We start from the raw sequence: 25,939 nt of genomic DNA, 5'->3' as shown, positions 1-25,939 counted from the left end.
CTTTTGAATATCTAAAAGAAATATTCCTTAATAAGATAATATCTAAAGAACTTATAAAATATCCGAGAATAGATATATATCAAAATTTAGAGGCTAAGATTTTAAAAATAATATGGATGGTGATTAAGAATATAATATCTATAATCAAGATAATAGTATTAAAAAGCGATTTAGCATTTTTTATAATGATGGCTTTTTTCATATTTTATTACAATAATTATTTTAAATTTTTAGATAATTCTACTCTTTATTATTTCTATAGTTCGACAGTACAATCATTTGCAGCAATTCTTGCAATTATTTTGGCAATGTGTAGTATAGTGATATCACATGAAGGAAACAAAGTAAGGCATGATTTTGTTCCAGCATTTAAAGTATTTGCAGCAATATTTATTTTGATAATTATTTTTTCATTTGTTGGTATTTTATTGGAATCAAAGCCAGAGTTTGTCACTTTATGGGAAAATAAAAATCCATCTCAAAAATTTAGTATTCTTGTTTTCGAAATAACACTCGTATCAATACCAGCTGCGCTTATATATTTTTATAGTTTGATTACTTCATTCTTAAATGTATATTCAAAGAATTTGGAAAAAGAAATAAGTGAAAAAAATATAAAAATGAATAAAGAAATAGAAATGAAACAAAAGAAAGATAAGAAAGAAAATGATGATAAACGCTGGCGGTAACATCGAATTTCAAATTAAAATGGTTAACACTAGCAAATATGAGAAAACCTCCACATTAAATAGTTACCTTTTTGTACTCATAAAATAATCAACGAATATGACCAGTAAGGGTTGTGTGGTTCTGATAATTCTGTTCTTAAGCATAATATTAGCAGCAGCCCAGGAAGATAAACAAAACCTTGAATTGATAAAATCCATAAATGAAGTATCAATTTCTTCAGATATTTACTCTGATATCACAAATATAAGAAGCCTGGCAAATCTTTTTTTATCTGGAAAAGAAGGGATCAATTCTGATTATAACAAATTCGCAAATTCCATTAAGAAATTTTTACAGGAATTCAATGCTATTTTTCAAAAATCCAATAATTGCCAGCCTTCGGATTGTAAAGAAGTAGTGAATAGAGCAATAGAATTGCGAAATGAAGTCATCTATCTTGAAGAATTATCTAAAACTTCAAAATATCTTGAACCTTCTAAAATGGCTGAAATAATAGAGAAAGAGAAAAAATCCATAAATCGCTTTTTGGATGACCAGGCAAAAAATCTGGAAGAAATTACAGAAAAAGAAGAAGCTGTCCCGCTTAAAATAGATTATATGGAATATATTAAAAAAGCATATTGTGATTATAGCAGCAGTGAATGCCAATTAATTACACAAAAAAAAGAAAAAACAGAATCTAATTTCAAAAATGAAATGGTGAAGGCTTCTGAATATTCCAGTAAAGCTGGTATCTTGATAAGTGGATTAAAAAATGATGAAGAAGGATTTTTCAAATTATTAGGGAGCTATTCAAGATCAAAAGATGCCAAGAACAATTATGATAAAGCTTTAGAATTATACAATAGCAACGGAATATCTAATAAAACCCTAGAACGACTTCCTGAACAATATGCAAAAAACTATATGGAACTTTCAAGTAAGAAAATAAATGCACAAGATATCTCCTCCCGAATCTTTCGGGAGCTGTTAATTGTCATTATCAAAATAATAATTCCTTTATTGATCATAATGATACTCTTTATAATCGGATTTAAAAACTGGGAAAGAGATTTCACAGATTCCAGATTGACTAAAATACTCAGAAAAGATTGATATGAAAATAATTATTCTATTCTTTATATTTGGTTTCTTAATTTTTAATGCAAGTGCACGAGATTTTAATGTCAACCCTCTGAACGAAAACATCGAACTAACCTATTCTTATCCAAAAGGAGATAAGGGGTGGTCAGATCCTTATATCCAGGATTTTGACATTGAAGTATTAAATAATTTAAATGTTACATTACCGGTAAGTATAAGCACTTCTTCAAATTATAACTCTTACGTTCGTTTGACGCCTTCCGAATCTTCAATATCTATTCCTCGTTTGGAGAGAAAAAAAATAAAAATAACTGTTAAAGTTGTAGATAGCGCAGGAGAAAATACCTATTCTGAAAATATCAGATTTGCAAGTGGTTATGATACACAAAATGTACGTGTCTCGATTAAAACAAACTATCCTTCTCCAACCCTGAGTTTATTAGAAAATTACGATTTAGGTGAATTATCAGCTGGAAAAACCTATACCAAAACAATTACGATTAAAGAGGTATTAAAATTTAATGCTGCAAGAAATGTTAATCTAAGATTAAATGAAGCAGGACCGATCTATAACATCAATGTAGATCCTTCCTCTTTTTCCTATATAGATACAAAGGGAAGCGATGTTACTTTTTCCTTTATAATAAAAGATAAAGGTTTAGCGCCTGGTACTTACAGGCCGCATTTCAGTATATCTTCAACAAATAATGCAGAATTATTAAATGATTATTTTGAATATTCCATCCCCAATCCAATTGCAGAAATTTCAAAATCAGAAACAGAGCTTTTTTTCGAGTATGGCAAAAAAGAACAAAAGAATCAGCAAATTATGATTACGGAGAATGGAGGTAAAACACCCTTAGAAAACACGATAATCTCTTTTGAAAAATTGAGCAGGGAATTTGAGGGTCAGAAAAAAGAATATCAAAATGCAAACTGGTTTAACTTTCCAAAAAATATTGATTATATAATACAGGGAACATCAAAATCCATTGATATAATGATTTCAAAACCGGAAGAAGCTCTAACAGGAAAATATATCTGGGAAGGAAAAATAAAGACACAATATTCAGGAGATAAATCATTAATATTTAATTTCATAGTTCAGCCTCCTGATGTCAATAGTCTTATAAATAATTTAACAGAATTCGAGAGCACTCCTCTAGTTAGAAATTATCAGGAAGCGGATACATTTATCAAAACTTCAAAATCACTCCTGATAAAAGATGTAAGTGTGATGTCCGATATATCAAATGTTATCTCTTTAACCAATGTTGTGATTACGTATTTTAATTCCATAAATAATGCATATGAATACATTCAACAAGGAGATAATTTATATAATGAAGCTTATGAAGAATTTAGCAAAAGCAATGAGGAAATTAAGAAATTTGATACCATTCTATTGAAAACAGAATATAGTTCCCAGAGTAATGATATAAAAAATTCTGCACAAAATATTATGAGATACATTGCAATGAAACTCATCAATGGTCTTGAACAAAATGTAAATAAGTTAATGGATTCAAGCTATTCGGATGCATCCTATTTGAAAGCCTTGGAGGCAAATGAAAAAATTCGAAACATATATTCGTGGCTAAATGAAAATGATCGCGTGCAACTACATGAAAATAAAATAAATGAAATAAAAAATAAAATCGTTGAATTGGAAAAAAAAGCAAATGATATGGAAAATAAAAATAAAAATATTCATGATGAAATAATTTTAAACACATGGGGTTTGTTTGGTGAAAATTTTGTTAAAAATCCATTTAAGTTCCAGTATTTTCTGAACAATTATGTCAAAATAATCACTAATTTTAATGAGATATCAAGAAGTTATAAGCTGACTGGTAATAACAAAAATTTTGAAATATCTCAGGAGAAACTTAGTACCATAAAAACAGAGTATGAAAGATTCAAATATATTAATGGTTTATATATAATTATTTTAGTATATATATTATTTATGACTATATTAAAATCTGTCCAGGGATCAATTAATTTCATGAAGGATTTAAAGGATGTAAGATTAAATGAAATTGGACGATCGAAACATATCAAGAATCAATAAATACGGATAGCATCTTATTAATTCAGGCTGAAAATTGTCCAAATCATGAAATCTATCTTAAAATTATTGCTTTATGAGCTTGCTTCCGCTGGTTGAAGTTGATCCGATTTTTCATACCAGTGCAAAACATAAAAAAAATTGCTGCTACGCTTTGCGCTCTTTGCGTCCTTTGCAGTGTTTAAGATTCAGATTGCGAGATATAAAACGGGCGCGGAGGGATTCGAACCCCCGACCTACAGCTAGCTCCAATATTATTTAGGAGGCTGCCGCCCTATCCAGACTAGGCCACGCGCCCTTTGGGGTTTTGTCTAAATGTCAGTGGTTTGTATTTAATATATCGTATCCATCGCCAAAAACGGGACTGTTTGGAACACAAAGTTAATAATAAGTCACTTCAACCACATATTTTTCAGCAATTGCAAGTATCTTTGCGGTCAAATCATCCTTATCATGCATGATTTGCTGTTTCCTTTGCATTATTTCCCGGGAAACTTCCCTTCCCACAACATCATCAAATCCCGGCCGGACGCGAATGATAATTGACCCTTCCGGAACCACTGTATTCGGAAGTACATTGTCTATATCCCCGTCAATAATACCGATAACCGGAATACCAAGACGCGCCAGGATGTCCGCAGCAATGATCGTAGTATCATCCCCCATTGTTATGACAAGCCCCGCATCATGAACAAGTTCAAAGGTTGATTCAGCAGCGTGGTCAATTATTGCGATCTTATTGTTCGGATATTTTGAAATACCTTTTATCCTTGGTTTTGATCTTGTTCTCCTGATCCCGCCGGTTTTTACCTTTGAAGTGAAAAGATCGATTGTGCGATTTTCAAGTTTTTCAAGACCATGAGGTTTTGCTCTTATACCCTCAAGCCCTGTGATCTTTCCACCCCTGCATACGATTCCAACATCAGGGGTTATGATTTCACCGATCACCACACCATCGAGGCGGATGTTTTCACCAATGAATGCGCCTCCTATGCTGCGGATGACAGAATCCCCATCGATCCGGACATGCGAGGGTCCAGGTGTTCCCGGCTCCACAGGCAGGGGATAGTTTTCATCATATTTTGCGAGGAAGTTCCTGACAAATTCAGCGCATCGTTTTGAAGACGGATAGTAGTAGATTATCCTGCCATTACTATCCGGGCTCTCGATATGCACAAATGGCAGTAAATTATCCAGTTTAGATGCTACGATCCTGCCGAAATAACGGCCGGTATCCAGTGTTTTTCCGTGGTTAAGGAGTATTGCAAGGTCAATATCATTCTTCAGTGCGATTATAGTTTCACTGGGTGTGAGCCCCTTTGAAATATCAATAACGTTTTCAAGACCGGCATCCAGAACTGCTGTTCTTCCCATTGTCCCCCCAAGTCTTGCGATTACGTCATGCTCTTTTTTGAATATGTCGATTATCTTCCGTGCAGAACCTATATCAACTATCTCAGGTCCGTGAAGAATTATCCCTATGCGCATGCGATTGAGTAATTGGAGGTATCGGAATAAATATTTAAGTATCAAAAATAATAAAAGCTATTTATGCAACTTAAGGATATTGTCCTTGTCATTATCGCGATCATTCTTGCTTTAATTGTAATTAATATCTTATGGACGATTACTGCAATTATTTTTAAACTCGTTATATTTTTAATCGTTGTGTCTGTAATCTATTTATTTTTAAAAAAATTATAACAATATTAATCCAGATTATCAGAGCGTTTGTTAAGGATTTGATGAACAATAAAAATAACTATCCAGAAAATAATAGCTCCTATTAGAGCGCCATTCCAGTCCAGGACTTTATTGTGTAAAAGATATTTCAGGATAATAAATGTAACAAAATATGTTAATGATGCCGCAGAGGCTGTAAAATACGAGTTCGTTTTTTCCATGGATAAATTTATTAATTTATTATATCAAATATCTTTCCATTTTGTCCTGTCTCCTCTTATTTAATGCCTCGTATAGTGACTTATCTCCTGATCATACTATTCATTCGTTACCATACCACTTATGTTTCCCGTTGGTTTCTTCGCAAGATCAAGGAGTATTATAGTAGTATTACCTGAAGCAACCATCACATCTGTACTGGTATTGTCGTAGTGTGTCGGCTGTTTGCTGGCAGTGACATTGTAAGTGCCTGCAGGTACTCTCAACGAAAAATTACCGTTTTCTAATGTGATTGTGTTCGCGTCGGTGGTCGTTATTATCGCTCCTGCTAAGGCCACGCTGTTGCTTGTTACTGTCCCGTTGATATATCCCAGGGGCTGGATAACAAGCTGAGCATTCATCGGGGCACTCCACTGTTTCCCGATATCCATACCCCTGACAAATACAGTATGGTTACCGTCTGAGAGATTGCCTGTATCGAGCGTTGCATTAATGTTCTCCCAGTTTCCTTTGACTGCATTATAATAACCATCTGACGGGTCCATGGGGATTCCTTTCCCCTGGCCGGGATCAACATCTATATAGTATTCAGCCCCGCCAACACGTGAAGCTGCACCAGGTGCATCTTTAATTCTTGCTGTAACTTCAACAGGAACTCCTTTTGTGACTGTGAGTGAAACATTGTTATTTAGATAGACTGTATCGGTAGAACCCGCTGTACCAGAAAATGTCCTGTCAACATTGTGCTTTGCCAGAGTATCCAGACTACCAGTACTACTGATTCCAAGATGGCAATTGTTGCCACCACATGTCGAATAATCGGCCATGTTAGTCCCTGATAAGTTAGCTGCCCCATATTTGTCTGCATATGTCGTATGACATGAGCGGCAATTAAAGGTGACCGGGAAGCCCAGGCTTTCATTGTGCAGGTCTGGTGCACTGCCATCCACGTGGCACCCATTGCATGTTGCTTTACCAATATGGCCTGTTGTTATAAGTGTAGCATTACCATAGCTTGAATTTGATGGATTATGGCAATTATTGCAGTCTTTGTTATATGCAAGAGCATCTCCTGAAGTCATGAATCCAAAGCGTGGTTTTAAGGTCTGGTTTACTGTTTTTACGAGTGATACATTTGTTAAATAATGACTGACACTTGCATTTAATGAAAAAGCGTACAAATTGATACTGTTATTGTGGCATGTGGTACAGTTAGCAGTTGTTTCTATGTTTGTCCCGTTAGGCCTGTGATTCTTTATACCGGGAGCAGGTACATCGCCATCAACATGGCAATCTACACAATCATAAGTGTTGCTGCTGTTTGCCCCGCCCGGAATCATAAGTAAATCTCCGGTTTTGCCTCCAAAATGGCAGGTCTTGCAATCATCATCTGTGAGATTTTCCTGGCCGCCATCTGTTATATTGAGATTTATATGACGGCCAAACAGGGTTATATTAATTTCATCAAGTTCAGCATGGCACTGTACGCACCCTGTCGTAACATCAGCGGGTACATCATGCAGCTTTTGGGCATTCGTTCCGGTCACTTTTGTACCATGACACAGATAACACTTATTAATGCCCAATCCTGATGTTGAGTGGGATGGCTGCGGGGCACTGGCAAACTGGGGGTCATGATCTACATGACAATATATGCAATCGGCAACAACGCCAGTACTATTTTTTACATCCCCATACTCTGTTGTGAGGTTGTGGAAATTAGAATCATTGTTAGCCAACGGATCGGCTGTTACATCAGTCCTGGTGTGGCACGTCCTGCAATTAGCATTCTCCGGGAATGAAGCATTTGAACTATTGTGGTAGAATGAAGGAATTGAACGATTCGAAGCCTGGAAGGGTGAGGATGCATCCGGACCATGGCAATAATCACAATAATTCTGGGTCAGTATGATTGGTTTTTGCAGATAATGAGATGTAATTTTAGAATAATTCTGGCCTCTGTCATTCAAGCCAGGATCAAGTTTAACAAGATCATGACAATCCTCACACGAAGTTTTGTTAGTCTTTCCAGGTCTATGTGATATAACATCAGGCGCACCGGGTAAGCTATTATTTTCGTGACAATCTTCGCAATAATATGTGTTATTACGATTTGCTCCACCTGGAACCATATCCAGCTCTCCTGTCTGACTTCCAAAGTGACATGTCTTGCAGTCATCATCCGTGATATTGTCCTGACCGCCTGTTAAATTTATATTCATGTGAGAACCAAACACACTTACATTAACTTCATTTTGTTGATGGCACGAAATACAATCTGTCGTAATATTTGAACGAACATCATGCAACTTTTGTACGTTCGTTCCAGTTACTTTGTTGCCATGGCACAGGTAGCAATGAGTCAAATTCATCCCTGTTATATTATGAGACGGTGAAGGTGCATTTACAAATGTAGTGTTGTGATCTACATGACAATCTACACAATTAGCAACAACGCCAGTATCATTAATTTTTACATCCCCATACTCTGTTGTGAGATTGTGGAAATTAGAATCATTCTTAGCTAACGGATCGGCTGTTACATCAGTCCTGGTGTGGCATGTCCTGCAGGTAGAATTACCAGAGAATGAATCATTCGAACTATTGTGGTAAAATGAAGTGATATTTCTATATGGGGCCTGGAATAAAGAGGAGGCATCAGGACCGTGACAGTAGTCACAATAATTTTCTGTCGGAACTAAAGGTAACTGGGCGTAGTGTGAAGTAATATTTGGGTACTCCTGGTCATCATCGTTCAAACCCGGATTAAGTTTAACAAGGTCATGACAGGCCTCACATGAGGTTTTATTTGTCTTTTCAGGTTTATGCGATATTACTTTAGGAGCATCGGGTACAATACCGGGTATCTGCACATGGCATTCAACACATGTATATTTATTGGATTTATTCATGTTCCTGTTATAATGGCATGTCCAGCAATCGCTGTTATTGACAGATCCGCTTCCGTTCGACGTATTAATATCGACATGGACCCCCCGGGCAAAAGCGGTCACATTGAAATCTTTTGTCATATTGGTCGAATGACAGGAAACACACCCCTGAAATAGCTTTATTTCTGTTCTGTAATAATTTGTAAACGTGGTTCCATTGGAATGGCATGCACCATTGCAAATATAATCCTTATTAGATGTATTCTTGTAATCCCTGCTTTTTATGAATCCATAATCGCCATTCGTATCATTGCTGTATGAAATAGCCATACTATCCCTTGTCATCTTCGGGTAGTTAGTTCCATGAACATTATGACAGGCAACACATGAATAATAAGAGTCTTTTATCCCATCATGATTAGAGTCAAAATAAGCAGAGCCGTTGTGCAGAATGCTTCCAAAATCATCCAGATGATCCCAGTGAATATTTGCCGGGAAACTTCCTGCGTCCGGTTGGCCGTTGGGATTCGTATTAATAAAATTAGTTCCCATACTGCTTACTATGATAGGATCATTCATATGGTCCGGGCTTAAACCCGAAACATATTCAGATGTTATACCAACAACCTTTTCTTCCGCATGACAGAAATAACATAGAGAAAAATATTCGGAATAATATTTCGTTAATATCGGCCCGGTCAAATTACTTCCATTAAATTGTCTTATGAATTGGCCATGACCCGGATCACCAGGTTGAGGAGTGGTTGAATTTACGTGACAGTCAATGCATTCAAGAATATTATGAGGATTTGAATTATATAGAGACTGATTGACAGACCTGTTTTCTGTGGCATGACAGGCAAAACACTCATCGTTGGGAGATGAAGCTGAAGTACTCGAAAATCCCAGTAAGAACAAACCGATTACAACAAGCAACAATTTAATTCTGTTGACATTTTTTAAGATTATCCCTGGTTCCGACATTATTTTACACCCTATCCTGAAAATCCTTTTATCGAATTAAATTAATTATTATATATAGGTTTCTAAATTGTTTGGTTTTGCAGGATTCTGAAATTATTTCGTTGGAATCCTACTAAAAATGAAAGTCAGGACCCTGCCTACCGTATTTCGTTTTATAATAATATTTTATCTATATGCTACTCACCACACCACTTATATTTCCCGTTGGTTTCTTCGCAAGATCAAGGAGTATTGTAGTAATATTACCCGGAACAACCACCACACCCATACTGGTATTGTCGTAGTGCGTCGGCTGCTTGCTGGCAGTGACATTGTAAGTGCCTGCAGGTACTCTCAACGAAAAATTACCATCTGCTGATGTGGTTGTGTTCGCGCCGGTTGTCGTTATTATCGCACCTGCTAAGGGCACGCCGCTGCTTGTTGCTGTCCCGTTGATATATCCAAGAGATTGGACAAAGAGCGTTGCATTCTTTGAGGGACTCCACTGTTTCCCGATATCAACACTCCTGACAAATATAGTATGGTTACCATCTGAGAGGCTGCCTGTATCGATTGTTACATTAATATTCTCCCAGTTTCCCCTGGCTGCATCATACAAGCCGTCCGCTGCTGACATAGGAATTCCTTTTCCCTGGCCGGGATCGATATCGATATAATATTCAGCCCCACCAACACGTGAAGCAGCGCCAGGTGCATCTTTAACCCTTGCTGTAACTTCAACAGTAGTTCCTTTTGTAACTGTGAGTGAAACATTGTTATTTAGATAAACTGTATCGGTAGAACCTCCTGTACCCGGATATGTCCTGTCAGCATTATGCCTTGCCAGGGTATCCAGGCTATTGGAAATATCAGTGCCATGGCAATTTCCCCCATTACATGTTGAATAATCGACCATGGGCGTCCCTGTGAGGTTCGGCGCATTATATTTTGATGCGTATGTTGTGTGGCATGATTTACATGAGGTCGTTAACGGCATTCCAAGCGAACTATTATGCAGGTCAGACGCACTGCCATTTACATGGCACCCATTGCATGTACCGCGTCCGGTGTGGGATTTTGTAATAAGTGTGCCATTGCCATAGCTTGAATTGGATGGATTATGACAGGAATTGCATTCTTTATTATATTCCAGGGAATCTGCCTGGGTGAAGAATCCGAACCTGGGAATTGCAGTCTGGTTGACAGTTGGATGCAATATTGATCTATTTGTGACATAATGGCTGACACTTGCATTTTTATTATATTCAAATGTATTGATACTATTGTTATGGCATGTGGTACAGTTAGCAGTTGTTTTTATGTTTGTCCCGCCAGGTCTGTGATTTACTATTTCAGGAGCCGGGAAGTTTCCTTCCAGATGACAATCATTACATGCGCGTGTAGGAGTTGTCCATTCCGGATTATCCATTAATGAAGTATTATAATGGCATGCAACACAGTCATTATTATCCAATATGTCAGACCCGTTCGTGGTATCCAGGTTCTTATGTTTTCCAAATGAGGTATTGACGATCCCCGGATATTTATCAGGGTCATCCACCGGCCCTGTTGGCCTGCCATCATGGCAGTTCAGGCATTCACTCCCGCCTGATCCTGTGGTAACACCATGCATGAACTTTTTTGTATTATTGGCTTTTCCATGGCATCTTGTACATTCATTATCCGAATAGTCAGAAAGGCCATGATCATAATAAATAACCCCGTCATTGGAAGTCGCATAGTTCCCATAGCTTGCGTTTCCGGTTATCTCCGGAGGCACAGGAAGACCCATTTCGATAAAAGTATTGACCATGTCATTGTATGTGACATTCCCGGATACATATCCCTGGTAATGGCATGCAGCACACCAGTATGAGCCTGACAGGCTATTATTTGCAGTATTATTGCCTGCTATCGCTGCTATCCTTCCGAGGGGATTATGGCTGCTGAAGTTTTTCGAAATGGTATGACAGTACTGGCAGGCTTCATAATTATTATTCCAGTATGCAGTGGTCTTGTTCCATTTCCTTCCTGCTATATTGCTTGTACTATGCTGCAATCCGGGTATCTGGACAGCCGAAATGTTGCTTTCCGGCCCTGTAAGATTCAATCCTTTACCATAGGTATCAGATAGTGAATCTGCAAAAGTGGAATCCTGGTGGCACATGCTGCAATCTTTTATTCTCGTCATGTTTGCAGGAGTATGGCCGTGACAGGCGGTGCAGTTCATGTCAAGATGCGGCGTGACCTGGGTAGATACCATATAGCTGCCATTCTGCAACAGGGTAGCTGCTGAACTTTCGTTATAGTGACATATAACACAATCCGTATTATTCCCGCCATAGTAAACAAGACGTTCTGCGCTATGGGAATGGCATACGGTACAGGCCGTCTGTCCATGTCCCATTACCTGGGGAGAATGCACAATGGATATGGAGGTGGAATTATCTACGATTTCCGTTCGTTTTGAATCAGGATGTGTATTTTCGATCAGTGAAATGTTCTTACTCGAGTTCTGGTGACATGATTCACAAATTGTTCCTTCTGTGAAATCAAACCCATTGAAATACGAAGGTGTATGATCATGACATTCCCTGCAGCTTGCATTGCCATGCCCCAGCACCTGCGGCGCAATCACATTAAGCGGATTTCCCCCCGGATTTGTAACAATGCTCCTGAAAGAGTCCGGCTCCCTGAATGGGATCAGGGGGTAACTTGTGCTTGTGTTCCTGTGGCAGTTTGCACAGTCAATGGCCGATGATCCAACATAGGTCAGATTGGAGTTCACATGGCCATGGCAGTTGCTGCATGATGCATTCCCATGGCCGGTGACCTGCGGGGGATGAACGATAAGGGCTTTTTCCCCGGGGTTTGTTACATTGGTGAGACGTGAATCATTAAGAGTTCCAGGAATAAGCTCGGTCAATTCTGCCATGTTCTGGTGGCATCCAGCGCAATTTGACCCGTAATTGAGTGTAAGGGTCTCTGGCCTGTGCCCGTGGCATTTATAGCAGGATACATTCCCGTGCCCGTCTATCTGGGGAGCGTACGGTTCCCGATCCGGATCGGCTGCTACCAATTCATCCCTGTCTGTATCGGCCAGGACCGATTTTATTCCGTGGCAGTCAGAGCATATTGAATTGTCCAGGACCCTGTTAACAAGTCCCTGGTTGCTTTCATTTACTGAATCGTTGGCATGAATGTTGTATGCAGATACCGGGTTCTTATGGCAGAACAGGCACTGGGTTTCATTATTGTATGTATATGAAAGGCGAAGTATCGTTGTGCGCGGGCTTCCTGAGCCAACCGGAAGCGGTGCTTCCTCCGTGGTCTTGCCGTGACATCGCTCACAATCAAGATGCAGGCTCTTATTGTACTGGACGTTCTGGTAATTCTGGCCATGTATCCTTTGCTGGTGGCAGGTGTTGCATTCCGCAGTTTCAAGATGCGTCCGGTTGAAATCATGCGGGACTGTGTGGCATTTCAGGCATGTGGAAGCTTTTTCATAATTCGTGAAATTCCCATCCTCGACCTCCCCATGCCGTGAGTCAAAATGACAGTCCATACAAACGCGTGTGAATTGTTTGTAATGAGGTTCATTGAGATTGTGGCACAGGGAACAATCAACGATCGCTGATGTAATATCTGTTATACCGTGAAGGTTCTTGATCCGGGTGTGGCAATCAGCGCACTTCCAGCTTTCATACTGGTGGTAATCGTCAGAAACAGCCTGTCTCAGGTCATCAAAATAGACCGTTCCGGTACTATTTGCCTCATAGACACCAAACCATATCTTTGATGGGTTTCCTGAGGCGTTAAACGAAATGGTTTCGTTGACCGTGACATTGTGATATAATATATTGATCTCCTTCCATCCATCCCAGTCCATCGGGACAGAATAATTATACCACATGGTCGTATAAACTCCGAATGCGATTTTTGTTCCCGGATCACCGGATGCTTTCACGAACACGCTTATTCCTTTGAATTTATAAGCATCGGTAACATTGATACTGTTGCCAAGATACCCGCCCAGGTTTGTATAATTAAGGACTGCACTGTGATTTCCGTTATCCTCGTAAATCCCGTTATAATAAATACCGGACTGGTTAAATCCGGTTAAATCTGTTGTAAATACCGAGATATTCTCGAAGCTCTCCAAAATTTCTGCGTGTTCACTGATGTTGCTGATATTGATGAGATTCTCTGAAGCATCCGCGTTATGGCAGTTCATGCATGATGCATTATCGCCTGCATATTTATCCTGCGCTGGCCAGCCATGTTCCTGGTTCTGGTGGCAATCCTGGCACCGGGGAGCTTTCTTGATTTCATGTCTTCCGGCATGACAGACACCACATTCTACCTCATCATACTGGGTGTGGCTTCCCACAGCTTCTTTTTTCAAATCATCAATAAATATTGTGCCGCTTGATCCGAGTTCATTATTGCTTTCAAGCCTGATCCTCACAGTATCTGCAAAAGTAATGTACAGGAGAGCTGACTGGCTGAGTTCCTTTATGGGGACAGAAACCTTTTTCCAGCCTGTCCAGTTGATAATTATCGGGGCTGACTGGTGCCAGTTGACTTTTGAGGATTTTGTGTTATTGATGCCAAGGTACATGGTGGTCCCGGAGTTATCTCCATACACCCAGGCGCTTATTCTGGTTGCATTTGTCAGGTCAAGGTTTTTCTTGTCGAGATATACCCTGCCGTAACCCGGACCGAAGCCGTAATTGATCTTCCCTGAGTAACTGCCGCCGTGATTATTCGAATCAGCAACGATTGATATAGTGCTATATCGGTATCCGCTTGTAGCTACGATATCCGATACGTCCTCAAAGTCCTCAAGAGTTGTACTGTACCCGTTCAGGTTTCCCGGCATTGTCTTCATGCCGGAGCCGGATGAATTCGGGTGACAGTTCGTGCATTGCGGAATACCGGGTTTATTTGTGCTGTTTAATGTGCCATGACAGGATTCGCATGCTGTGCTCTTGCCGTACCATGGGCCGCCGGGTTTTGTATTTATGTTTGCATGGAGGTCTGCTCCATAGGTTGTGTTGAGATATCCCTGGCTATTGTTCATAGCGCTGTTGTGACATGCCTTGCATTTTAAAGGCGCATTCGTGCTTCCTTCAAAGGCATGGCATCCACTGCAGCGTGAATCCAGAGAGCTATGGCATCCGCCCCCTCCGCACATATCGTATCTTAAAGTCCTGTGTGAATGATTGATAGCAAATGTGGAAGGAGCTATACTTGGGTCATCGTGATAAACGTAATGATATGTGACAGTATTGGGTTTATGACACTGGGCACATCCCCAGACCATGACACTGAAATTACTCCTCAGGCCAGGATATTCTGCTATTTCTATATCATAAGTACCTTCCGGGACGTTCTTGCCAGGCAGAAGGACATTTGTAGAATATATCTTATCACTTTCGTTCATGACATAAGAACCGAAAATTGTCCCGTTCGGGTAATAAATCCTGGCGGTCAGGTTCTGGCCTGTCATACGCATTCCTGATATGGCAAGCGCTGCCACTTTGATCGTGATGTTCCGGTACTCCTGGGGCGCTGAATTTTCAGCCCAGGAAGAAACACCTATCTGTGCTTCTCCTCTCTCAGTCCAGATACGAAGGTTTGTGGTTGCGATCATATCCGAACTAATACCCTGGATGCCATTCTTACTCACATTTGTGATCAATTTATATGAGGTAAGCTCGTCCGGAAGTGTGAAACTCACATTGGCAACACCCGTTGAATTTGAAGTGGTATTTTCTGTGTCTATGATAGAACCATTCGCAGCATATACAAGCTGCGATGTTACCTGGACGCCGGGTTCAAAACCCGTGCTATTGAAAGCGCGGACATAAGCCCTGACATGGTCTTTTAATTCATAATTTTTCTTGTCAAACTGCACCGAGACAATATACCTCACAGGTACATTCAGGGATGGAGCGCTTCCACTGATACCATAAGAGTCCACGGCAGAAACGTTCAACGTATAATTACCCGGAAGCGGCAGGGGAATTCCATCAATGGAATACCCTTCAGGACCGTATGCCCACATTTCATAGATATAAATATATGAATTATAATATGATGTTTGATAATATATTCTAACACCTTTTGTTATGGTTGTTGGTATCCTGTCCTCTATTGTTGGATATGTTGTGGGGCTTGCTATGAAACCGGATACTGTTTTCTTATCGACCCATGTAACACCATCAGGCGCAAGAACCTGGATCTTATAAGACTTTGGCCAGTATTGTGAGTAATAGTACGCTCTTATTCTGCTGATAGTTCTGTTATCCGGCCATGTTACCTGGATATAACAGCCTGCGCAGCTGGAAGTGTAAGCATAAGTTGAAGTAGAACCATCATTAACTTTTGAAGGGTTGTTAAATCCTGATTGCCCTGAGCTCCCTGTTTGCGTATAACTTTCGGTTGCAGGGATCGTGCCTGATTTATTATACCTGGCCATCGTACCATCAGGATATGCCAGGTCAAAAGTAATGTTCCCTTCAAAAGCTATATCTTTCAATACCGAACTGATATTACCCGAAACTGTAAGGTTATTCCCTAAAACATAAGGTCCTGTTATCTTTGAGGATATTGATATACCATCAATCCCAAAAGTGGTCGATGACGTGCTATTATATGTTCCAGTATCTATATTCGAAATGGCGGTATAATTACCAGCCAGATCCGTGTTTGTATAGTTCAGGGAATATGTGCCGTCACCGTTATCGACAATACCTGAAAGGGTTGAAAAATTATTTATAGTCATATCAGGTCTTGTGATATTTATTGTGACAAATGCACCAGTAACAGGAGCGCCTTTTACCAGTTTCAGGTCATCAATATATAATGATCCGGTACCTGTGACTTCACCTGTGCCGTTATTATCATCTATGAAGACTGTCAGGTAATGGTTGTGGGAAAGATCATTTCCGAAGGTGCTGACATTGAACGAATAATAGTTCCAGCCAGGAACCGGGTTTTGCCCGTATATCTTTTCATCGCTGCTCAATCCTGTCGGGTCATTCTCAAGAACAAGCGCTACAGAATCAAATGCACCAGGCGGGGGAATGTAAAGCCAGAACGATATGATCCTGTAGTTGCTGACATTCACTGCTCCCATTCCTGATTCAAGGTACATGTACTCATTTCCTGCGGCGAGACTATAATCTACTTTGAGCGATTTTGATCCGCTCTTATGATTAAGGGTGCTTTGTCCCCTGATGGTGCCATCAGTCCCGGTGCGGTATGTCCAGCTCGTGGAGGTTCCTTCAAGATCATCAATCCTTGTATCCTCGAATGCTTCTGCTGTGAGGTTCTGGAAACTGCCGCTATTTATATATATTTTTTCTGTTGACAATGTAGAAATGAGGCCAATATTGAATTGGGTGTTTGCTGTTCCTTTTACGCCCTGGTAATCTCTTGCTGTTATATTCACACTATATTTTCCTGCAAGGCCGGGTGTAGCTATAATAAGTTCATAATAACCCAGTATATTCGAGGTATTAGTATATTTTTTAGTTGAATTGTCAGGATATATGATCTCAATATCGACAGCAGCCCCGCGAATATTCATTTTTGTACTGTTATCTGTAACATTACCGGATATAGTGACATTACCGGAACCCTGTCCGTACGGACCGCCTGCGCTGGCAGTGACATCAAGGATTCTTGTTGTGAATGTTGTTGTGTTTGTCCTGGAAAGAGTTCCATTAGTTGTGTAGTTCCCGTTAACATAAGCTATGTATGAGCCTGGACCGGGAAGTGAAAGATTAAAGCTGTAAGCAGGATCGGATGTGGTACCGGATGTGTAAACCGCAGTGTTATCCGGGGGCTCGATATTCACATCATCGAACCATACGCTTCCCAGGATGTTTGAAACAAGGTGCACTCTCACGTTATTGGCATTTAGCGGAGATACTGCGCTTCCCTGGATGAATGTCCATCCGTTTTGTGAATTTATGGTTTTGATCGCGTTTATGGCTGTGGCAATAGAAGTCGTTCCATTGTACCAGGACGCCCACAATCTTACAGAACCTCCTGTAAAATTATCTGTCCTTGCCCACATGCCGAATGTGTAATTTGTATTGGGTGAGACCACATACATGTTGGGATAGTACCACAGCCCTTCGGTGACATTGCCTGCTGATCTTGAAACTTTTACAGTATAATTTCCGGTTCTTGCCGCAGCATCCCGTGTCATTATTCCATCCCATGCAGGAATCCAGCCATCTGGTTGCGAATTAGCATCAAGGTCTGTTTCAAACGACGGATTGATAGCAAGGTCTTTTTTAATCGCCAGGTTCACACCCGCATTTGAATTTGCTCCCCTGTATGCTGTTACACCGCTTATCGTGATATTTTCGTTTGAAGTATAAACTGGTTTGCCGACTGTTGCGCTTAAGTCAAATGAATCGAGTTCAACAATCGTGCTATTGAATCCGGCATTCCCGGTCTTGTTCGCGCTTACTGCAATCGTATAATTGCCCAGGGGCGAATCAGTTAAAGGATAATTGAATTCTGCAGGTATCCCGAAATCCAGAGTGACATCTTCAAGTGTGGGTGTTCTTGTAATATCGGTTGTTGTAAGATTGGCCCGGTACTGGATATACCTTGAACTGCTTTCTATTTCTCCGCCGTTTGCCGCTGCCACCCATGAGGACCATGTGATGTTATTTTGTGATGTTCTCGTGTATATCGTAATATTATTAGAAGTATGCGTTGTCGCGTTCCATTGAAGGATTCCCCAGTCGGTTGCCCATTCGCTATCATATACTTGCGAGGTCAGGCTTCCTGATGTATAATAATTACTCCCTGTTTTTGCAAGAACAACGTTTCCATCGCTGACATTCACATTCCATAAGGACGCGGTGTTAAAATCAGCATCTGTTGTTTGTAACCAGAATGATTTTGTGTTCTTTGTTTCTTCAAGGACTTTTGTGCCATCAGGATTGGATATTTTAAGTGTGACGCTGGCAGCTATTGTATTTCCGTTATCGTTTGCATTCACTCCAATTTTTACGTTCTCAAATATATTATATACTGATTTATCAGTATCAATATCAACCGTGAGATTTCCGACACTGAAGCTTGTACTCTCTTTTCTGGGTATCCCGTTTACGATAGTCTCTGTAACTGCACTGAAACTCCCTTTTAACGCTGGAATTGAGTAGTTTACATAAGCTTCGCCTGAGTCGTTCGTCGAAGAATAATTAACCTGTGCAATAGTCCCGTTGGGATAATATATCGTTGTAGTAATGGCGGATACTAATGGATCTCCTGTGATGTTCCTGAGTTCCGATTTTAGCACTACGGTCTCGCCTGCTGAGTATATGTTCCTGTCAGGAGTAATAGTCGACCTGTATCCCTCAACAGTCCCGGTGACCACGCTGTATGGTGAACTCAAGGAACTAAGGGCTGAATTGTGGGGTGTGACCGGATAGGGCCGCTCAAAATAAAGATAAAGTGGCTTTCCTTCATATGCTGAAAGCGTCCTTGTAAATGTAATATTAAGATAGCTTCCCATATCCAATATGGCCGCTGTCTGCCTGTTCCCTTCTATATCATAGAGTGCTGCGCTGCTATCCGTAGCTCCGCCCGGAAGGGCAAGGTTAAATGATACAATACCGGGATTATAGATATGGGCAAGGTTAGAGGAATTAAAACTGTCTGCAATTTCAGAATCTGAAAGTGCCCGGTTGTATATTTTGACTTCATCAATAGAACCTGAGAAGTCCCTCCATGCCCCGTTCGTGGCTGCACCGATGATCAGCGGATTCGAAAAGACCGAGGTATCCAGGACACCTGTTGCGCCTGAATGTTCATATTTCAATGTTCCGTCAAGATATACCCTGAAATTAGTTCCATTGAAAGACATAGTTAGCATATGGTACGAGTTCCTGTCTATCGGAATAGTGGTTGAATCGTATACAGTCTTGTTCACATAGATCCTCGCTGAGAAAGCAGGGATAGGATCGTTTGTTATCAAGAATGCCGATCCGTTAGCCCACATCCCCTGGAACAGGGCAGTTGTTACGTTGGTTCCACCCCACTGTTGAATCCATGGACCAACTTTCACCCACATGGAATATGTAGCATAAGATAAATTCAATGACAGAGCCGGATTGACCTGGACATAATCATCCAATCCGTCAAACTGCAAGGCAGTCCCGGACTTCCCGTCTGTCCATGACTCTGCGGGATTTGCAACAGATGCACCATACAGCGTTCCCGTATTTCCATTTCCGCTTGAATCAGCAACATTTGTGCCGGTTCCTTCATTAAATTGCCATCTGCCTGCCAGGCCACTTTCATTATTAAGCAGGATAGGAACCCTGTAATCCAGGGACGGGTCGATCCATGACTGGTTTATTGTGATTGCATTGAATGAGTTGTTCCGGGAAGCAAGTATGCCGCTTTTATTCACATTTACGCTCAGGTTGAATATGCCGACAGCTGTATTGTCCAGTTCACCTGCAAAACTGATGACATAGTTTCCCGATATTGAAGAGGTAACTTTTTGTGTCAGCGGGATTGCATTTTTAAGTATCGTTACACTGACATCGGCGCCTGTAATACCTGCCCTGGTCTCAGTATCCTGGACAGTTCCATGCACTATAAGAGGAACAACAGTATTGTTTGAAAGTGTTGATTCATTGAAATTATACGGGCCATACACAACCGAGGAAACATCCAGGGTACTGACCTTGAAAGCTGTGAAACTGCTGCTGTTGCCGGATGTTGCATTTATCCTGTACATTCCGACAGATCCTGCTGTAAAATTAAAGCTGTAGTTGCCTCCGGTCCCTTCGGGAGTGCCCTGGGACAGCACGGGTGAACTCAGGTTATAAAGGGTTACATTGTCATATTTTATATATGCGCTTGTACCAGTATCCGGGTTGAGTGCATAGCCATTTAATTTTATGGCAGAATTTGCGGGCATCATGAAATTGGTCTGGTAGAACTGCTCACCGTTTTTATAAAAACGAACTGTGCCTGCATTGTATTCTATGGTTATACGGATTTTCTCGTTATCCATGCTCTCTTTGAACACATATTGTGACACTCCGTTTACGACTACATCGTATCCGTCCTGTGCATTATCCAGATAGTTCCGGAAATTCAGGCGAACGTAATTCGTTGTATTTCCAATATCAGGTCTTGCTAAGAGCTGGCTTGAAGTGCCGCCCGTAGAAACTTCATAATCAAGTATAAAGTGGGATGGTAAAGATGTAGTGTTGAGCTGTACAGCTTTTCCAATCCATGTATTATTTATAGTGAGGTTTGCTGTATAGAACACCAGTTCATCATTCTGGAAAAGAGTTAGATAATAACCTGAATCATAATCAGGTGCGGTTGCCATCATTTTATTTGTATCGAAATATGTGCCTGTGAACTCATCCCAGATATCGAATTTCTGCACCGACATGTTAATCACAGCGTCCTCCGGAACGCTGCCGTTCCTGGCAAAAACGGTGACATTGACTGCATCCCCGGGATTATAATGGGTGCCAGTGCTCACAATAATATTCAAAACAACTTCGAACCGGGCAGTTGCGCTGCTTCCAACACCTTCCGGAGTGACGGCATTTACATTTACAGCGTACCATCCTGCTTTTGACGCGTTTGAAAGCGTATAGTTCCAGGTATAGCTGCCGTTCATACCGTACAGTGTTGTATTTGCAATCCCGATACCGGATGAGTTATTAATACTGATAAACACATCAGCAACCCTTGCTGCTCCTAATGTGTCCCTCATCAAACCGGATATAATGACTGTTTCACCCGGCCTGTATCGGACAGGATCCCGGTCAAAGCTTGCATTCACGAAAAATCCGGATGCCCTGAAGCTCCGGTTCATAGCATTGCCATGTGCTGATGTGGAATTATTCAGTGCGCCTGCACTTATGGTATAATCCCCATCAATACTTGAATTTGTAAATGTTGTATTAAATGACCCGTTAATTGCGAAGCCCGATATTGTTTCAATGCCGGAGTCCGGTTTCCTGATGTTAACCGATATATCAGCTGTTGCCGGCTGGTTGTTCACATCCGAAACTGTTATATTTATCGGCACTGCTTCGCCAATTGAATAAATTGCCCTGTTGGTGGTGGTATTCACATTATAGTGAATATGGAATCCGCCTGCTGCGCTTCCTGACAATGTTGTGTAGGTCACATCCGCCCAGGCTGTATAAACACCTGCTGATAAATTCATGAAGGATACGGAATAATTCCCTGCTGATGAAGTAGTGTTCCTGGATATCTCAGCGCTTCCATTGTTAATTGTGATATTGACAGCAGCTCCTGTTACTTTTGTGCCAGTCTCATCGTCATATACTGTCCCGTTGATCACAACTACATTGCCAGCGTTGTATTCCGGCGCAGTGTTCGCAGTGACGGTCAGACTGCTAATCCTGAAACTTGTATTTGCGTTCCCGGTATTGTTGTCCTTTGAGATACTGGCAGTAATATTGTATTGCCCGTAATTGCTGGTATTACTGTGGGTGAAATTAAACATCCCGTTCAGGTCAGTTGTACCATTATAGTAGAAATACCGGTTCGAAATATTAACAACGGAATTGACAGCCGCTCCCGGAACAGGTATGAGGGAGCGGTCATAAACCGAGAGATTGGCAGGAACGGGATTGTTCTTATTATACGATGCCTGCAAAACAGAAACAGAGACATTATATTTTACTTTATAAGTTGTACTGGCGATTCCCCGGATGTTGTTATTAAAAGCTGCCACGGTGATATTATAATCCCCGGCGGTATCAACAGGCCGCGTGAGATTATAATATCCTGATGGTGTAGAGGTTGTGGCTGTGCTATTATAAAATGTATTGTTCCATACCGAGATGTTAACCAATGCACCGCTTACATTTGTGTTGTTCTCAAGGTCTTTTATGTATCCTGATATCGATGCATTTTTATCCACAACATAAGGCCCGCCTGCATTCACTGTGACATTAAGGCCGTTGACCCTGAAGGCGATGCTCTCGTTGTCAATTTCAGTTGAACTATTATAAGCCCGGATTGTAACATTATACAGACCAAGTGCTGCATCAGGTTGCAGTGTGAAGTTAGCAGAGTATAAACCGCCATATATATTGGCAAGACTTAAATTCGCGATCGCATCTCCACCTTTTGTCACATTGGCAAAAACTGTCGCATCGCTTACATTTTCACCGGAATAAGTAATATTCGCGCTGATATCCACGATGTCCCCGCGATTGAATTGCTGGCCGACAGATGGAATAATATCAAGGATTGGCACCCAGTATGTGATATTTATGATCTTTGCAGTATTGACCTGGGGAAGGGGAAGTTCAAGGTTCTCGCTGATAACGGCACTGTATGTCATATCTGTCCCGTTAACATAAACAATAACATCTTTTGCGCGTTCAAGCAGCGGTATGGTTACGGTAACTGAGGTAAGGTTAGATTCGGGAATGAAGGTCACTGTATCTGTGATATTATACCTGCCCGATGATTCGGCCTGGTTATGTATGGTATATCCTGAATATTGTTTATCAAGCGTCAGGTTATATCCAAGTATTGACGTCCTTCTGCAGTTATTCAGGCGAATGGAATTATTGGCTGAATCCAGACCCGATATATCCACAGTTGCATTAGTGAAGTTCCCGGTATTAGCATAAGTGAAATTGTTGTTGGTTTTTATATACAGGTCGCAGGGTGAGGATATGCGACCTATGTAATCGACATATATTTCCTCCGTGAAATAATACTGCTGGTTGCTTCCCGTGTTCTTATTATATACCCTGACAGTCTGGGTGACCCCGGGCTTTAGCATGCCCGGAATATATCCATTAATATTGTCGCTGTGTTCAAATGACAGATCACCATGAGGTATTATTAAGCTGTTGATCTCCCGGTTATCTATTGTCAGGTTGAATGCCATATCTTTTACAGTATCCACAGGGTCTTCTGCTGTGGTATTCAGATAGGCGCCGAGTATTTCAAGATAATCGTAAGGATACAGGGGCAATTTGAATGTCCCGCTTATGTTTCCCCCGAGGTTTGCAGGGATGATCTTGTGAGCTACAGGCAGTGGATTATAGAGAAGACGTATTGCAGTCTTGCAGAATATATATAGGTTTGCGCGCGTGATGTTAGTGCTATTTATCCAGAGAGTCGCATCCGGGGCAAGGGTCATTTCCCCATTTACCACGGGCAGCGTCCCGTTTAACAGGTAAAAATATTTATCCATGACATCAAGAGAAGCGCTTGCTGACGGCGTATAGTTGCCAGATGTGATATTTGCTGATATTGTATATTTTCCCGGGTTTTTTCCAGGTAAAGTGTAGCTGAAAAATCCGGATGGATCAGAGAAGGTGCTATAATGATCGCTTCCGGAACTGATCCATATAGGTCCTTCATAGCCTGTATTGTTAGTATAATATGCTCTCCCGGTAACATTTATCTGCCGCTGCGATAAGGCCGGTTTTACATTAAGGTAAAGCAGGAGGTCTTTTACATGTATATAGGTGCGATTTGCATCATTCCTTTCCACACCATCTATATTGGATGAGGCTGTTGCTGTGATATTATATACCCCGGCAGTTATATCTGAGAAAGAAAAAGGAGTTCCGCTGCTGACATTGCTGTTATATACGAGTGTGGTATCACGGTATATCCGTATCCAGACACCGGTACTTATCCCCGAACCGTTATAATACACATCCGGGGTCACATAAATGATCTCCCCTTTTTCTGCTTCTTCATGGCTAACTGTCATGTTAATTGTTAATTGTGCCAGGCTGTAGTTAACGACAAAATTCCTGGCCGTTTTATTGTAAATGGTTCCGATCGCGCTGTTTTTTATTGTCAGGATCCCGCCGTTTCCAGGTATTATGCTGTTCCCTGTAAGATTTGTGCTATTTTCCCATACAGAAACATTGTAAGCGCCATCTGGCAAATGATAGGAAATATCGGTATTGTTCCAGTTGTAATCCATATCGTTGATAACAATGAGATTTGCGCTGTAATAATCAGGTTTGGTTACTGATGCCGTTTTTGTAATATGGAAACTCTGGTTTATGGTATAAGTGATATTTGCTGATGTATCGGTTGTAATATTGATGTCGTTCTGGCTGTCGAGGTAACCCGTAAGGTTCAGGGTTACATTGTTTGTTGTAGAATTGTAGATCGTTATATTATTCATACTGACTTTCATGCCCGCGGCCGAATCAAGTGAAAGCAACAAATCGGCTGATACCGGAACTGCATCTTGGGGGAAAGAAAAAGATATGTTTGCCTCTGCTTTTGAGACTGTAGTATTTCGGATTGTAGCGCCTGTGCTAATAACAAATAAACTCGTGTTCGTTACCCGGATAGTTGTCTGGTTCTCTCCGTCCTGTATCCCTGATGTTGCATTGACCCTGATTGTGTAATTGCCAGGCTGCTGGGGTACTTTCAGGATTTTTTGGAAGTTTCCCTGCGAATCTGTTATTGTGCCGGATAAATTATCCCATGACGGATTGATCTCGATATTGATGCCGGAGGCAGCAGTGCTATTATTAAAATATGCGGCACCTGCGATCACTGCATTGCCGCCTGTCATGACCTCCTTATCTGCAAGAAGATGGATGTTTATCCCTCCAGGGGCGCCTACGGCGAAAACAGAGAGTGACTCTGTAACAGCTTCAAGATAATTCCCGGTTATTGTTGTTTCAAGAGGCTGCCACTCATTATCTTTGTAGTGATATATTATAAGATCAGACCGGTTCCATTCATTTATGATACGGATTGTAATACTGGAATAATTGAGACTGTCAGTATGTATGTCAAGGTAAATTAAAGGTTCAAATCCAGGTGTTTTTATTTCAACCGGTTTTCCAGTAAGCTTTAATGCGCGAAGCCTGCTATTTCCGTCGTTTGATTTCTGGGACAGTGTTTTGATATCTTCGATAGCGATCGAATAGGTATTTCCAGCAGTATCAGCCTGACCTGTGGATGTATAGCCAGGATACGGAGAATTAATAAAAATCGATATGAGTGAAATTATGTCTGTATGGGTTTCATCTTTTGTTTGCGCTGTTGCGGTAAATACTAATGATATCATCAGTATTACAATTAATACTAATTTCTTGTTTTGGGCTTGAGTCATACGGTTCCTCTATTTTCAAGTACACCGTTTTTTCTATTCTACCCGTTTTTTAACCGGACAATACAGTTAGTTATGCTCAGTTTCAGAAAATGAAGTCATTTTTCCAATTTTTAAGGATGACTCAGGAAATAAGACATACTGTCATTAAACTGATATGTCGCTGAACTGCGTTTTTTGATCTATTTT

7 protein-coding genes and 1 tRNA gene are annotated in these 25,939 nt (G+C 40.8%); 2 read left to right on the top strand and 6 right to left on the bottom strand.

The genetic code is table 11. From position 1 onward, the window contains the following. Positions 1 to 256: 256 nt before the first annotated feature. Positions 257 to 454, bottom strand: a complete 198-nt coding sequence (locus tag FIB07_12515; protein NJD53678.1) for a hypothetical protein — start codon at positions 452 to 454, stop codon at positions 257 to 259. 419 nt (positions 455 to 873) lie between these two features. Here FIB07_12515 and FIB07_12510 point away from each other — a divergent pair, with 419 nt between their 5' ends. Together FIB07_12510 and FIB07_12505 are read left to right on the top strand one after the other, a co-directional pair. Beyond that, the gene (locus FIB07_12510) at positions 874 to 1,785 is read left to right on the top strand and encodes a hypothetical protein (GenBank protein NJD53677.1); all 912 of its coding nucleotides are present in this window, start codon (positions 874 to 876) and stop codon (positions 1,783 to 1,785) included. Position 1,786: 1 nt separating this feature from the next. Then, a complete protein-coding gene (locus FIB07_12505) occupies positions 1,787 to 3,847 on the top strand; it encodes a hypothetical protein (GenBank protein ID NJD53676.1) in 2,061 nt (686 codons plus the stop codon). A gap of 205 nt (positions 3,848 to 4,052) precedes the next feature. Here FIB07_12505 and FIB07_12500 read toward each other — a convergent pair. The 5 genes from FIB07_12500 to FIB07_12480 form a co-directional block, all read right to left on the bottom strand. Further along, positions 4,053 to 4,142: transfer RNA gene (locus tag FIB07_12500), tRNA-Arg, on the bottom strand. A gap of 83 nt (positions 4,143 to 4,225) precedes the next feature. Continuing rightward, positions 4,226 to 5,332, bottom strand: a complete 1,107-nt coding sequence (locus FIB07_12495) for a DUF2117 domain-containing protein (protein NJD53675.1) — start codon at positions 5,330 to 5,332, stop codon at positions 4,226 to 4,228. Positions 5,333 to 5,553: 221 nt separating this feature from the next. Beyond that, a complete protein-coding gene (locus FIB07_12490; GenBank protein ID NJD53674.1) occupies positions 5,554 to 5,748 on the bottom strand; it encodes a hypothetical protein in 195 nt (64 codons plus the stop codon). A 96-nt stretch (positions 5,749 to 5,844) separates the two neighbouring features. Further along, a complete protein-coding gene (locus tag FIB07_12485) occupies positions 5,845 to 9,621 on the bottom strand; it encodes a hypothetical protein (GenBank protein ID NJD53673.1) in 3,777 nt (1,258 codons plus the stop codon). Positions 9,622 to 9,790: 169 nt separating this feature from the next. Continuing rightward, entirely contained in the window at positions 9,791 to 25,753 is a 15,963-nt protein-coding gene (locus tag FIB07_12480; protein NJD53672.1) for a hypothetical protein, read from the bottom strand. Positions 25,754 to 25,939 lie beyond the last annotated feature (186 nt).

Source organism: Candidatus Methanoperedens sp., assembly GCA_012026795.1.
Taxonomy (GTDB): domain Archaea; phylum Halobacteriota; class Methanosarcinia; order Methanosarcinales; family Methanoperedenaceae; genus Methanoperedens.
This window is presented reverse-complemented; position numbering and strand designations above follow the sequence as displayed.